The following is a 14,023-nucleotide window of genomic DNA, read 5'->3' as shown; positions in this document are numbered from 1 at the left end:
GTGTTGGAGCAATTTCTTTGGGTGATTTTCCCTTATATTGTGCTAACAATTTTTATTGGCGGCCATATTTGGCGTTATCAATACGACCAATTCGGCTGGACGTCAAAATCGAGCGAAATGTTGGAAAAGAAGCAATTGCGGCTTGGCAGCCTGCTGTTCCATTGGGGAATTTTGTTTGTGTTCGTCGGCCACGTCATGGGCATTTTGATTCCAGAATCGGTGTACGCAACGCTTGGCATAACGGAAGAAGCGTACCATTTCATCGCCCTTATCGGCGGCGTTCCGGCAGGATTGGCCGCTCTTATTGGGCTTCTCATTCTGATTCGCCGGCGCGCGACCGTCAAACGGGTGTGGGCCACAAGCAGCCGCGGTGACTGGATCGCCCTCTTGTTCCTGGCGACGGTTATTGCAACCGGGCTGTCGTCGACGCTGCTGAATGTCGACTCGCATGGTTTCGATTATCGAACAACGATCGGCCCTTGGTTCCGGAGCGTTCTTCTGTTCCATCCCGATCCATCTTACATGGAAACCGTGCCAGTTTGGTTTCAAATTCATATTTTGGCTGCCCTCAGCATTTTCGCCGTCTGGCCGTTTACGCGTCTTGTGCATGTGTTTAGCTTTCCGCTTCGCTACTTGCGCCGAAGCTATGTCGTCTATCGCAAACGCATGCCGAAACAGGCGGAACAGCCGCATAACATTCATTGATCAAAATGTGTTCGAATCCCCCTTTCACATATTTCTCCCTCCTTCTTCTTTTAGAGGCGGGAGATTTTTTGAGCGTATGCAAAAACGGGATGCTCCTATGAGAAGGAGACATCCCGTTTTTTTATATTTGGCCTATTTTTTCCGCCAATTCTTCTTTTTCTTCGTCAGACAGCAAACGTTCGGCCATCGGAAATAGCACGTTTTCTTCTTTCATAAAGTGTTCCGCTAAAATATGATAGGCCTCGATTACCTCATTAGCAAGCGCTGCCGCACTTTCGCGGTCGACTGTTTCCGGAAGTTCCGCCGTTTTCGTTAAAAAGGAAGCAAGTCGCTGCTTCGCCTGGTCATGTTCATACTCCATAACGGCAATCGGTCCGAATGTTCTTCCAATATACTGCGCCATCATCGGAAACAGCACGCCTTCTTCCCGCTCGGAGTGCGGATCGAGTTCAGTCACCAATGCCTGTACGCTTTCCCGCAACACAAGCAACCGTTCCTTCCAATTTCGCTCTTCCTCATCGCCGACGATTTCTTGTGCCAGTTCAAACATGCGCTGTTTTAGCTCACGCAACGGTCCATGTTCCTGTTTTAAACGCTCTAATCCCGCGCATAGCTTCACTTCTTCCTGTCCGCCCATATGGCAACATAAATCCATCATCCATCATCCCTCCTACCCTTTCTTTGTCATGATTGTACCTTGTTTTTCGCAAACACGTTGTGAGCGATATCACACCCAAAGATAAAGAACAATCACGCAAGAGAGTTTCCTGCGTGATTGTTCCGCATTTTTTATAAATACAGATGTTCATGCTTTGCTTTTAGTATGCGCCATCTTCGTTCAACTTCTTCTTCCAATTCCATCAAAAGATCGCGGTTTTCTTCTTTTAATAAATGTTTCGTTTTTCCCATATATTTTAGCCATTCGCTTAACGGAATGCGCCGATTTTTTTCTTCCGGATCATACGTAATGGTTGTTTTTCCACGTTCTACTTCATATAGCGGGAAGAAACATGAATCTACCGCCGCTTTCAAAATTTGTTCGCCATATCGTTCTTCCGATTTCCAGTTCAGCGGACATGTAATAAGCAGCTTGCCGTATACCGTTCCTTCATGCTGAGCATACCATTGCGCTTTCGCCGCTTTTTTCACTAAATCTTGCGGAAACGCTTCTGTTCCCGTAAATACGTAAGGGATGTTCGTCGCCGCCATAATTTGCGGCGTATCTTTATGATGGAACGCCTTTCCGCGCTGCGCTTTTCCAACTCCCGTTGTACTTGTCATATGCCCCATCGGCGTGGAATAGGACATTTGCGAGCCAGTATTCATATATCCTTCATTATCATACTCGAGAATAATTAATTTATGGTTGCGCAGGGCAGTTCCGATGGCAGAGCCCATTCCGATATCCATGCCGCCGTCGCCTGTGACCATCACAAATGTCACATCGTCAGAAACATGAAGTTCCCCGCGGCGTTTCATTTCGAAAAATGCTTCTACCATTCCGGACAATGTCGCCGCTCCATTTTGGAATAAATTGTGGACCATTGTCTGTTTATGTGAGCTATACGGGTAAGCGGCCGATACAACATAAGCGCATCCTGTTTGAAACAAGACGACAATATCGCCTTCAATTCCTTTAAAAAACAGCTCTAACCCTGGAAAAATCCCGCATCCTGGGCAGGCGCCATGTCCTGGAGCAAGCCGTTTCGGCTTGGCGGTGAGCGCTCTTAGCGGCGGAATTTTAACTTTTAACCGCTTCGTCTCTTCATCTGGAGTGACTTGAATGAATCCCGTTTTAAACGCATCGCCATGCATTGGCTCCATTACTAGAGTTTGCCGATTTTCAGGGCGACCTGGCACATGCCCGAAATAATCAAACGGCTTTTCTGCGTATCCTTTTTCCATTGCCTCGATCGCCATTTGGAAAAATGCTTCCGCATCTTCCGCATAAAAATCTTTCCCACCAACGCCAAACACGCGGCTTAACACAATGGTTTTATTTTCTTTATCCTCTTGTAACGCTGATTTCACTTCATGCGTCATGTTTGGCCCATGTGCTCCGTACGAATCCGCCCGTTCCCCGATAAGAAGCGCTTTAACATGCTTTAACGCTTGGCGGATTTCTTCGGCTGGGAATGGACGGATAATATTTGGGCTGATGATCCCCGCTTTAATTCCTTTCGCCCGCAGCTTGTCAACGACATCTTTTGCCGTTTCCGCCGCTGAGTTTAATAAAAATAACGCTACTTCCGCGTCTTCCATTTTATATAAATCGAGTACCGGATATTCGCGGCCTGATAACACAGCATACTCGCGCGCTACTTGTTTAAACACTTCTCCTGCACGGTATAGCGCTTCGGATTGCTGATAGTTATTATTGATTAAATCATCCCCGAGCATATGCGCTCCGATGGTAATCGGCTTTTTCGGGTCAGACGCATTTGGGAAATTCGTTGGTCTCTCGCCAATAAAGGATTGTACGATGCTTCTGTCTTTAAAATATTGTACTTTTCGTTTTTGATGCGATGTGAAGAAACCGTCATACGCAACGATGACAGGTAAACGAACATCGGCATGCTCAGCGATTTTCAACGCCATAATATTCATGTCATATACCGCTTGTGGAGTGCGGGCAAGTAAAATAACCCATCCGGTGTTTAAGGCAAAATAAAGATCAGAATGATCGCCACGAATATCCAGCGGACCGCTGATCGAGCGGGTAACTAAATTGAGCACCATCGGGAAACGTGTTCCAGACTGTACTGGTAGCTGCTCAAGCATGTACATTAAACCGTTCGCACTCGTTGCATTTAACACGCGTGCTCCCATAGTGGACGCTCCATAACAAATACCGGCAGAACCGTGTTCCCCATCGGCTGGTATGAGTTGAATCGTATGCTCTCCTCTTACTTTCATTTGATCTAACAGCTGAGCAATTTCTGTAGACGGTGTAATTGGGAAATAACCCATAATATGATAGTTAATTTGTGCAGCAGCACGTGCCGCCATTTCATTCCCCGATTCGAACGCCGTCACTTGTTCTGCTTTTGTTGTCATGCTTAATTTTTCTTCCAAGATTGCCATCAGTTTGTCCCCCCTGCTACGAACGGGAATTTGTGTTTCACCGTATGCTGCTCAGCAAACCCAAGCACTTCTCTCTCAGCGCTTAGCGCGCCTGTCGGACATGCTTCGACGCATTTTAAACAACCTTTGCAATATTGATAATCGATACCTTTTAAGAACATTTGCTTTCGACCTTTTTTATCTAACCCTTCTTCCCAAACGAAGCAAAAATCTGGGCAAACATTATCACAAGCAACGCAATGAATGCATTTTTCCGCTTCCCATTTCGGCAAAAATCCTTGGCGTGATCCGCTTAAATTTTTGAAAATACTATTCCCATTCGCCACAATAATCCCGCCTATTTCTTGCGTTTTATATCCTAAAAGCGGTTCAGGGCGGGAAAACGCTTTTCCACGAACATCTTTCGGTGCTTCATATGTTTGAAAACGAACTTCATGATATCCACGTTCAAATGTACGAATATTCGGTTCTACTAAATGCGGATATTTCTTTGAAAACGTTTTTCGGATAACCTCTTTCATCATCTCTGGATCAAGAAAATCGCAAACGCGGAATAACGCTCCAAGCATTGCCGTATTTACCTTTGTTTTTTCTTCCACAGCAATCCCGAGCGCATCTACAACAGCAAGCGTTCCATATTCCAAACGCAAATCACGGCGAATATCAGCAAAATCCCTTGTGGAGTTCACTACAACGATTCCATCGGGAACTAAACCACTTACAACATCCACCATCTTATAAAGCGCTTCATGAAATATCCCGATAACATGCGGTTGTTCAACCGGACTATGCGCCCGGATTTCTACATCCGGCTCACAGAAGCGAATAAAGCTTTTGACCGGAGTTCCTTTTTTTTCGGAACCATATGAAGAAAAGTTAGAGCCATTTAGACCAAGCCCTAACACTCCCGCCTCGGCAAGCATTTTTCCTGCCAGATTAGCGCCGAGTCCCCCAATCGACTCGAGGCGTATTTCAAAAAAACCTAAGTCATTCGTTTTTGGCAAAATAGACATACAATCCCTCCCAAAATGAATAAAAGTAGTTTACACCCCCAAATTTCATTTTAATTAAAAAATCATAAAAAAGGTGTGACAAAAATCATATATTTAAGTTTTTACTAATAATACACATATTAAATATCTGATAAAAACCTTTTACTTATCACGGTTTAAGCAAACAGAACAATTATATAACAGATATTTATTTATAATATAACAGAAATAAACATAAAAACGCTTAAGGAACCGTGTCCTTAAGCGCTGTTTATGTAAAAGCGGTTATTTTTATAGGCTGGAAGTAGAATGTTTTATCCTTGTAATTGGCGTTCAAAATATTGCGACAACGTGACAATCATCGCCCCCATCCGCTCCAGTTTAGGAGCGATCACCCTAGTAATTCCTTCTTCTTGAAGCGCTTCTTGCGTGACTTTTCCAACCGCACAGGCAACGACATGTTCATTCAGCGTTTGGCGGAACAGCTCAATATCTTTTTGCTCCTTTACAAAAGAAAATAAAAAGCGGACTTGCATCACCGCTGTAAAACAAACGGCATCGACTTCGCGGCGCACGATTTCCTCATACAGTGTTTCCAATGTTTGCGAATCTGGCGCCACATGGCGGTATGGAAGCAATTCGCTATAGGACGCGCCGTTTTCGGTTAGATATTGCTTAAGCGTCGGCGCGGTATCGCCATGTAGTTGCACTACGACCCGTTTCCCCGCCAATGTATATTCTTCCAAGGAGCGGATCAGTCCTTTCGTGGTGCCATCATCGCTGACAGCGATAGGAGAAATGCCGATTTTTTTCAGCGCCGCAACCGTTTTATAGCCGCGCGCCGCTACGTTCGCCTTTTGGATGGCGGCCATCCATTCTTCTTTTATGTTTCCTCTCTCTGCCGCCTCCAGCAACGTCTCCACCCCAACGCCGGTTGTAAAAACAAACCAGTCCGGGCATAAGGCCATTACCGCGCTCATTTCCTCTTCCAGTTCCTTTTCTTTCAAAAATACCGTTCCTTGCGCCGGCCGCACGACCGCAATGCCGCCTTGCTTTTTAATCAGCGTCGACATTTCTTCCAGCTTCCGTGACGCGCATAATGCAATGCGTTTTCCACGCATTTTCCCCCCACCTTCCTAGATACGAATACCTTAATTGTAAAATACCTCCTTCCTACCGCGCAATACAAAAAAAGAGCAGGCCTCAAAGGGGCATGCTCTTTTTCTTTTTGCCTAGCGAGTATGTACCATATATTTTTCTCTTCGATCAAATGACCCGTAAATGCGCGTTGGTTCAATGGAAATCACATGGTCTAACGAGATGTTGATCAAGTTCATATTACGGTTATAGGCAAATAATTTCCGCACATCTTTATAAAGTTTTACAGGCAAAAACGTTGCCTCTCCTTGCTTTGTTTTAATCTTGACCGGCTGCTTTTCTTCAATCCACACCATTAACTGATTATAAAGCTCCATCATGATAGAAAAATCCCCCTTGATATAGCGTCTCTATTACAATTATAAAAACAAATGGAGGGGGGAAAGAATAAAGAAAAATCAACAAATTATTATACCCGTTTCTGAAAATATTGTCGATAAAACGATTGCCCAAGGTCCTTTCCTTTTCCATTTAAAACGCTAACGTTTGTTGAAAAACGCAGATTTATGTCAAAAAAACACTATGAATTCGTCCTTAACATCTGACACGTTTTCCGTTTACAATGTAATATATTAGCAGTAATTGTTGAATTGGCTCCAAGCGTACCGTATTCTGCGAAAGAAGGTGCAGCCATGCTTAATATCCTAAAAGACTTTTTGTTAAATTTGTTTTTTATCCTTCTTCCTATTTTCATTGTTCCGTTATGGATCGAGCAACGAAACGTGCCAAAGCATATTAAACAATATTTGCTCACCGTTTGTTATGCCCTTGTCATTATACTGTGCATCACCCTTCCGGTTGGCGCCGACAAGGATTTTATCTTCGATTTGCGGCAAATACCGCTTTGGCTCGGAAGTTTATATATAGGAGTCGGGACGGGCGTATTTCTTTGTTTGACGAACCTTGGCTATCGTTCGTTATTCGGAGGTGCGGGATTTTTCGTTACCGCTGTTATTTCCGTCCTCGTTATGATAACAAGTATCATATTGTCAAAAAAATTTTTACAGCTACCGTCAAAACATCGTATATCGTTGATAACGGCGCTATGCGCTTTTTCCGGAATGTTATCTGTCGGGCTAGCCGAAACATTTCACGGCATTCCGTCATCATCTGTTCCCCTTTCCCTTACCTATTTGCTCGCTCAGCCGCTATGCATGTTAATCGTCTCTTCATTAAAAGAAATGATATATAAAAATATTGCTTTGCGAAAGCGGATTATCCGCGCGGAAAAAATGGAAGCGGTAAGCCATCTAGCTGCCTCCATTTCCCATGAAATCCGCAATCCGCTCACGGCCGCGCGCGGGTTTATGCAATTGCTGGAGCAGCACCATCTACCGCCGGAAAAACGGAAGCAATATGCACGAATCGCGATTGAGGAGATAGACCGGGCCGAAGCAATCATCACCGATTATTTAACATTTGCCAAACCGGCACCGGAATCGGTAGAAAAGCTGAATGTGAAAACGGAAATCGAACGCGCGATCGATCTTATACGCCCGCTCGCCAATATGAACAGCGTCGAAGTGAAAGCAACATTGGCGCCGTTTTCCATCACAGGGGAGCGCGAGAAATTCCGCCAATGTTTGCTGAATATTATGAAAAATGCTGTCGAAGCGATGCCAAACGGCGGCTTGCTGCAAATTTACGTTTCGATTGAAAAGCAGCGTGTGCTGATTCGTATTTCCGATACCGGCGTCGGCATGACAAAAGAACAAATCGAACGGCTCGGGGAGCCGTATTTTACGACGAAAGAGATTAAAGGCACCGGGTTGGGAATGATGGTCGTATTCCGCATCATTGAATCCATGAATGGAACGATTCATATCCAAAGTGAAGTACATAAAGGAACCGAAGTATCCATTTATCTGCCTCTTTCTTCCTCCCACTTGCCACATGTGGTTCGGAAAGAAAAAAAGATTTTTGCCACGTCATAAACTAGGACGTCGTACATATGTCCAACAGAAAAGAAGCGCGTGAATGGAACGGCGGGCAAAATGCGTAGAAACAAAAAACGGCTATCCATCGCAAAACGGATAGCCGTTTTCATTACAACTGAAACTGTTCGACCGATTGGTATAAGTCTTGCGCCTTTCCGTTTAATGACTAAGCGGAATAAGAATTTCCTCCATCGCCGCCACTTGCCCGGAAGCCTGCATCTTGTAAAGAAGCCGATACTTCTTCGATCAGTGGGTGGTTCGCCGAAATGATCGTCCAAAACGAACGGGTGATGCGGGCAACTCATCTTTTGTATGAATATGCCGTTAAATCGCCTTTTGCTGCTTGCAACGTTCTTTCTTCAATCAGCATAAGATAGAAATATAATAGAAATTTCTTTCCAATGGAAGTTGGTTAAAAAGCAATCGTCCAGATCGAAATAAAATCAATAAAAAAGCTCCTTTTATTGACCTGATCGCCGCAACATTATTTTATCAAAAAATTTCGGGAATTAAAAATGTATTTACCAATATTTCCTTTTGTTTATCACCATGCCATTTTTCTGCTACAATACACAATAGACTTTCAGCAAATATGAATGAAAAGGGGATTTTGGCATGATTCATGTGAAAACGGAAAGAGAAATAAAACTAATGCACGAAGCGGGAAAATTATTAGCGGCTTGTCATCAAGAAATCGCTAAGCTCATTCAGCCCGGGATCACCACCATGGAAATTGACCATTTTGTGGAAACATTTTTGGCAAAGCACGGGGCAACGCCGGAGCAAAAAGGGTATCGCGGATATCCTTATGCAACATGCGCCTCGATTAACGACGAAATTTGCCACGGCTTTCCGCGCAATGAGCCGTTAAAAGAAGGCGACATTGTCACGATCGATTTTGTCGTCAACTTGCATGGCGCTCTTGCCGATTCGGCATGGACCTATGCTGTCGGCCAAGTGAGCGAAGAAGTGCAAAAATTGCTTGATGTGACAGAGCAGTCGCTCTATAAAGGGATTGAGCAGGCGGTCATCGGCAACCGGATCGGCGACATCGGCCATGCCATTCAAACGTATGTGGAAACAAACGGCTTCTCCGTCGTCCGCGATTTCACCGGACATGGAATCGGGCCGACGATTCACGAAGAACCATATATTCCGCACTTTGGGGAAAAGGGAAAGGGCATGCGCCTAAAAGAAGGAATGGTGATCACGATTGAACCAATGGTCAACATCGGCGCGTGGCAAAGCAAAATGGACCAAAACGGCTGGACCGCGCGGACGATCGATGGCTCCTATTCCGCACAATATGAACATACGATCGCAATTACAAAAAACGGTCCGCTCATTTTAACAACCCTTTCCTAAACCGTTTCCCTGCACTGTGCACGAAGAAAAGACAAAGGACTAGCCACTTTTGGTTAGTCCTTTGCGATTTAGTTTACATAATAATATTATAGTTATCCTTTTACGACTTTCACATAAAATGTGCGTTGGCGCGGACCGTCGTACTCGCAAAAATAAACGCCCTGCCATGTTCCTAAAAGGAGCCGTCCATCCGTAATAATGACATGCTGCGACGCGCCGACCGTACTCGCTTTCATATGCGCCGCCGTATTTCCTTCCAGATGGCGGTCAAGCGGGTGCTCCCAAGGATACGTTTCGTCAAAGCGGCGCATCATATCCCGCTTTACATCCGGATCGGCGTTTTCGTTAATCGTGATTCCCGCTGTCGTATGCGGGCAATACACGATGGCAACCCCTTCCGTTACACCTGACTCACGAACCGTTTCCGCGACAAACGAAGTAATATCAATCATCTCATCCCGCTTCGTCGTGCGAATGGCAAAAGAGCGAAGCATGTTCCTCACCACCAAGCAACATTTTTTGTTTCCGACAAGAATTTTTGTTACTTTTATATTATAGCGCACAAAAAAGGTGAGGAATAAAATGAAAAGATACGAAAATCTAGATGGGGTTTCGACGAAAAAAACATTTGCCGATTTTCGCCGCTGGCAAAAGGAACGGAAAAGCAAAAAGAAAGATTTATCTTACCAAGTTCCGCGCATCGCCATGCCGCAGTACGAACAGCTTCATACGAACCGCGGCCGCACATTGCTATCTTGGGTCGGACATTCGACCTTTGTCATTCAGATAAACGGCATCACGATCGTCACCGACCCGGTATGGGCCAAACGGATGGGAACGGCAAAGCGGCTTTCCGAACCAGGCATTCCATTAAGCGAAATGCCGCCAGTCGATGTCATCCTTATCTCCCACGGCCATTACGATCATTTGCATTTTCCAAGCATTCGCAAACTAAAAGGAAATCCTCATCTATTGGTGCCGATCGGGCTTGGCCGCCTGTTCCGAAGACGAGGATACAAGCAGGTAACAGAATTTTCGTGGTGGGAAACGCAACAACTTCAAGGCGTTGCGTTTACATTTGTCCCAGCGCAGCACTGGACGAGACGGACGCTATGGGATATGAATACATCGCATTGGGGCGGATGGGTAATCGAGGCAGACGAAAAGCCGACCATCTATTTTGCCGGCGATAGCGGCTACTTCCGCGGATTCCGTGAAATTGGCGAGCGCTTTTCGATTGATTATGCGCTTCTGCCAATCGGCGCGTATGAGCCAGAATGGTTTATGGGACCGCAGCACGTTACTCCTGAAGAGGCCGTGCAAGCTTTCCTTGATTGTCAAGCCGGCTGCTTTATTCCCATGCATTACGGCGCTTTTCGCTTGGCGGATGATACGCCGAAAGAAGCGCTTGACCGCTTACTCGCTGAATGGAAGCGGCGCGGGTTGGATGATAGCCGATTAAAATGCCTGAAGCTTGGGGAAGTGGTAAACCTCTCCTCCTAAATACTACACATGATAGAAAGTGGTTCACCTATGATACATAAGAAACGCGGTCACCGATTTCAAGCCGGAAACCCTCCCTAGCAATGTAAAAAAGGAGCCTGTCATTGGCTCCTTTTCACTGATTATATTGGCGAAATACGTACGGCTCCTTCGGCTCGCTGATCCGTTGCCATGATGTTACTTTCACATATGGGATGTTCATATGAAACGGCTGGTAATAAACAGTGGAAAGCGTTCCTTTGACATGAATCCATTCATCATTTTTCAGCCGCGGCTGCTGCGGAAACTCCGTCAACAGACCATATACCCCCGAATCGGCCACACAATGAATAATGCCAAAGCGAAGCACAAAAACTTGATTGGCTTTCGTCGTCTCATCATGGTACACAAACCCATCAAATTCGATGTCTCGCTCGTCAAACTGGCCTGGGAATTGGTAAATCGTCTCCATCACATTTAAATAATTTTGTGGATCAAGCTTTAGTCGCGACACTTTCCCGTATTTTTTTAATTCCTTTTGCATTAAATCATTATAATCATCTTTCCCGTAATAAATGCTGGTGTCGGGACGCAAAAATTGCCGCTGGACAAACGGATCGCCGCTGTCGGCCGCCATTCCGGGAATATGAAATCCTTTCGCTTTCACCATCTCCGAATCAAGCGTTGCGACAGGAAACAGCAGTGCCGATACAATCGGAAAAATAAATATCATATAGTTGACCGCCCGCTTCCAACGCGATTGTTCTTCATGGTGATGGTGGCAGCACGCGTCATCATCGCAGTGATCATGTTCTTGTTTCCGGCTGACAAAAATAAACTGGATAATTGTCAACAAAGCAAAAACAAAGATGGCGCTGAATGATAGATACGAATAACGCATATTAATATATTTGCTAATTTCCCCTGTAATATATAAATGAAAGAATAAAAACGTAAATCCGAGCAAAATATACATGCGCAACACGCTATTTCACCTCCTTTATATCAATAGCGAACCGATAAATACGAATATTGTAATATACAAAATGAGCATCAATACAAAACGCGTTTTAAATGACTGCAGCAACATGATCGTGTTTTTTATATCCAGCATCGGTCCGAATACGAGAAACGCGGCAAGCGCGCTAAACGGAAACGTATTTTGAAACGAGGAAGCGATAAACGCATCCGCTTCCGAGCACAATGACAAAACAAAAGCCATCGCCATCATCACCAGCGAGGAAGACGCTTTCCCATGGCCAATCGCCAGCAACACGGATGTTTTTACATACGTTTGCATCACGGAAGCAATAAAAGCGCCAATGATTAAATATTTTCCGGTCGTGAAAAACTCTTCAATCGTATGCTCTAGCGTCCCAATGACCTTTTCTTTCCACGTTTTTGCCGCAATGCTCGGAGCCGGCGTCAAATGGCGCAATTGAGTATCTTTATATTGTACAGCGATAACCAAACCGACTACAATGGCCACGATGCAAGCAAAGATAGAGCGATATAATACCATCGTCCAGTTGCTTCCAAACGCAATATAGGTCGAAAACAAAACAACCGGATTAATGACTGGACCGGTTAACATAAACGGAATCGCGGCATACAGCGGCACGCCTTTGGCGACAAGACGGCGCGTAATTGGCACAATCCCGCATTCGCAGGCGGGAAACAACACACCGATCAGCGCCGAATAGATGATAGCCAGCACCTTATTTTTCGGCACCCACTTCTTTACCATTTCTTCCGTAACAAACATTTGAATGATGCCGGAAATAAACACGCCAAGCACGACAAATGGCATCGATTCTATTAATATACTAATAAATATCGTATTCAGCTGGAGAAATGTCTTCATAGATTTGTAGGCTCTCCTTTTTCACATATTACAATCATCTATTGTACCATGAAACATTCCTTCTTTCATCGTTTTAGCACCTTCCTCCTTTCTTTTGAGTAAAGCATATCGCTAAATATATGAGATAATATAATTAGTGAAAGTGAGGTGAAAACGAGTGGACATTACATTAACAGCCAAAATTAAAATTTCTCCAACCATCGAACAAGCGGAATTACTCCAACAAACGCTATCCGTTTATCGGTCGGCTTGCAACTATGTGTCTGCCTTGATCCATGAAACCAAGATACTCGTACAAGCAAAACTGCATCACATGGCCTATCGGACCCTTCGAGCAAACTACTCCATGCGCTCACAAATGGCGCAATCCGTGATGAAAACCGTCATCGCAAGGTATCGTTCTCTTAAAAGCAACGGTCATGAATGGACATTGATTCGTTTTAAAAAACCGGAATACGATCTTGTTTGGAATCGGGACTATTCCCTTGTTCAAAGAACATTTTCCGTCAACACGCTAGAAGGTCGAATTAAAGTTCCGTTCGAAACAAAAGGAATGGAACACTATTTTGACGGATCATGGACGTTTGGAACCGCGAAACTCGTCTATAAGCACGGCAAGTTCTTTTTGCATATCCCGATGACAAAAGATATTCCATGCGTGGAGGACCACCACATTCGACAAGTCGTTGGGGTAGATTTGGGTGTTAATTTCCTTGCGGTCGCCTATGACTCACAAGGGAAAACCACGTTCTTCCATGGTCAGGAAATCAAGCACATACGAGCGAAATACAAGCGAATGCGAAAAGCCCTTCAACAAAAAGAAACTGCTTCAGCCCGTCGTAAACTCAAAAAAATGGGACAACGAGAACACCGTTGGATGACGGATGTCAACCATACCGTCAGTAAGGTACTCGTTCGTCAATATGGGGAGCGCACCCTTTTTGTATTGGAGGACTTAACAGGCATTCGAGAAAAGACGGAACGTGTACATATCCATGACCGTTATGAAACTGTATCATGGGCGTTCCATCAATTCCGTGAAATGCTTGAGTATAAAGCCCGCTTGTACGGCTCGAAAGTGGTGGTGGTTGATCCACATTACACCTCACTCACATGCCCAAAATGCGGACATACGGAAAAAGCGAATCGCAACAAGCGGACACACATGTTTTGTTGTCAGACATGTGGTTACACATCCAACGATGACCGCATTGGTGAGATGAACCTTCAACGAAAAGGAATCGAGTACATCGTTGAAGGAACGGCTCAAGCATGACTTGGGTCGTTGGGTAGCTGTCAACCTGCCTAAAGTAACACCAAGTCAAGGAAGGAGGTTTATAAGAACCGCTTGCACTTCCGGGTAGTTACAACCCCCCACTTCAAAAGCCTCTAGGCTTTAAGTGGCGGGTAGTTGACGAAAGTTTGATAAGAAAACT

13 protein-coding genes are annotated in these 14,023 nt (G+C 44.9%); 5 read left to right on the top strand and 8 right to left on the bottom strand.

Features of this window, described 5'->3' with window-relative positions; genetic code table 11:
• Positions 1 to 705 carry a respiratory nitrate reductase subunit gamma gene (gene narI / locus BDD39_RS05265; protein WP_166908778.1) on the top strand — a complete coding sequence of 235 codons (705 nt, stop codon included), beginning with the start codon at positions 1 to 3 and terminating at the stop codon, positions 703 to 705.
• Positions 706 to 826: 121 nt separating this feature from the next.
• On the opposite strand, the gene BDD39_RS05260 is transcribed toward narI, so the two are convergent.
• The 5 genes from BDD39_RS05260 to BDD39_RS05240 form a co-directional block, all read right to left on the bottom strand.
• Positions 827 to 1,363: a hemerythrin domain-containing protein gene (locus BDD39_RS05260; RefSeq protein ID WP_166908776.1), complete on the bottom strand. Its 537-nt coding sequence runs from the start codon at positions 1,361 to 1,363 to the stop codon at positions 827 to 829.
• Between the two features lie 131 nt (positions 1,364 to 1,494).
• Positions 1,495 to 3,789 (bottom strand): thiamine pyrophosphate-dependent enzyme, encoded by a 2,295-nt coding sequence (locus tag BDD39_RS05255; RefSeq protein WP_166908774.1) that lies wholly within the window; start codon positions 3,787 to 3,789, stop codon positions 1,495 to 1,497.
• Positions 3,789 to 4,802 (bottom strand): 2-oxoacid:acceptor oxidoreductase family protein, encoded by a 1,014-nt coding sequence (locus tag BDD39_RS05250; RefSeq protein WP_166908772.1) that lies wholly within the window; start codon positions 4,800 to 4,802, stop codon positions 3,789 to 3,791. The genes BDD39_RS05255 and BDD39_RS05250 overlap by 1 nt, the downstream gene beginning before the upstream one ends.
• A gap of 293 nt (positions 4,803 to 5,095) precedes the next feature.
• Complete coding sequence (locus BDD39_RS05245) at positions 5,096 to 5,902, bottom strand: uroporphyrinogen-III synthase (RefSeq protein ID WP_166908770.1); 807 nt, start codon at positions 5,900 to 5,902, stop codon at positions 5,096 to 5,098.
• A 111-nt stretch (positions 5,903 to 6,013) separates the two neighbouring features.
• A complete protein-coding gene (locus BDD39_RS05240) occupies positions 6,014 to 6,259 on the bottom strand; it encodes a hypothetical protein (RefSeq protein ID WP_166908768.1) in 246 nt (81 codons plus the stop codon).
• Between the two features lie 312 nt (positions 6,260 to 6,571).
• Here BDD39_RS05240 and BDD39_RS05235 point away from each other — a divergent pair, with 312 nt between their 5' ends.
• Both BDD39_RS05235 and map read left to right on the top strand, forming a co-directional pair.
• Positions 6,572 to 7,873: an ATP-binding protein gene (locus BDD39_RS05235; protein WP_166908766.1), complete on the top strand. Its 1,302-nt coding sequence runs from the start codon at positions 6,572 to 6,574 to the stop codon at positions 7,871 to 7,873.
• Between the two features lie 618 nt (positions 7,874 to 8,491).
• Positions 8,492 to 9,241 carry a type I methionyl aminopeptidase gene (gene map, locus BDD39_RS05230; RefSeq protein WP_166908764.1) on the top strand — a complete coding sequence of 250 codons (750 nt, stop codon included), beginning with the start codon at positions 8,492 to 8,494 and terminating at the stop codon, positions 9,239 to 9,241.
• A gap of 92 nt (positions 9,242 to 9,333) precedes the next feature.
• On the opposite strand, the gene BDD39_RS05225 is transcribed toward map, so the two are convergent.
• Positions 9,334 to 9,735: a secondary thiamine-phosphate synthase enzyme YjbQ gene (locus BDD39_RS05225; protein WP_166908755.1), complete on the bottom strand. Its 402-nt coding sequence runs from the start codon at positions 9,733 to 9,735 to the stop codon at positions 9,334 to 9,336.
• A gap of 88 nt (positions 9,736 to 9,823) precedes the next feature.
• Here BDD39_RS05225 and BDD39_RS05220 point away from each other — a divergent pair, with 88 nt between their 5' ends.
• Positions 9,824 to 10,744: an MBL fold metallo-hydrolase gene (locus BDD39_RS05220; protein WP_166908753.1), complete on the top strand. Its 921-nt coding sequence runs from the start codon at positions 9,824 to 9,826 to the stop codon at positions 10,742 to 10,744.
• 115 nt (positions 10,745 to 10,859) lie between these two features.
• On the opposite strand, the gene BDD39_RS05215 is transcribed toward BDD39_RS05220, so the two are convergent.
• Together BDD39_RS05215 and BDD39_RS05210 are read right to left on the bottom strand one after the other, a co-directional pair.
• Positions 10,860 to 11,708: a TIGR03943 family putative permease subunit gene (locus tag BDD39_RS05215; protein WP_166908751.1), complete on the bottom strand. Its 849-nt coding sequence runs from the start codon at positions 11,706 to 11,708 to the stop codon at positions 10,860 to 10,862.
• Between the two features lie 15 nt (positions 11,709 to 11,723).
• Positions 11,724 to 12,587, bottom strand: a complete 864-nt coding sequence (locus BDD39_RS05210; RefSeq protein ID WP_166908749.1) for a permease — start codon at positions 12,585 to 12,587, stop codon at positions 11,724 to 11,726.
• A 157-nt stretch (positions 12,588 to 12,744) separates the two neighbouring features.
• Between BDD39_RS05210 and BDD39_RS05205 the strand changes: the two genes are divergently transcribed.
• Positions 12,745 to 13,863, top strand: a complete 1,119-nt coding sequence (locus tag BDD39_RS05205; protein ID WP_166908747.1) for an RNA-guided endonuclease TnpB family protein — start codon at positions 12,745 to 12,747, stop codon at positions 13,861 to 13,863.
• Positions 13,864 to 14,023 lie beyond the last annotated feature (160 nt).

It is taken from the genome of Saccharococcus thermophilus (assembly GCF_011761475.1).
In the GTDB taxonomy this organism is placed as follows: domain Bacteria; phylum Bacillota; class Bacilli; order Bacillales; family Anoxybacillaceae; genus Saccharococcus; species Saccharococcus thermophilus.
This window is presented reverse-complemented; position numbering and strand designations above follow the sequence as displayed.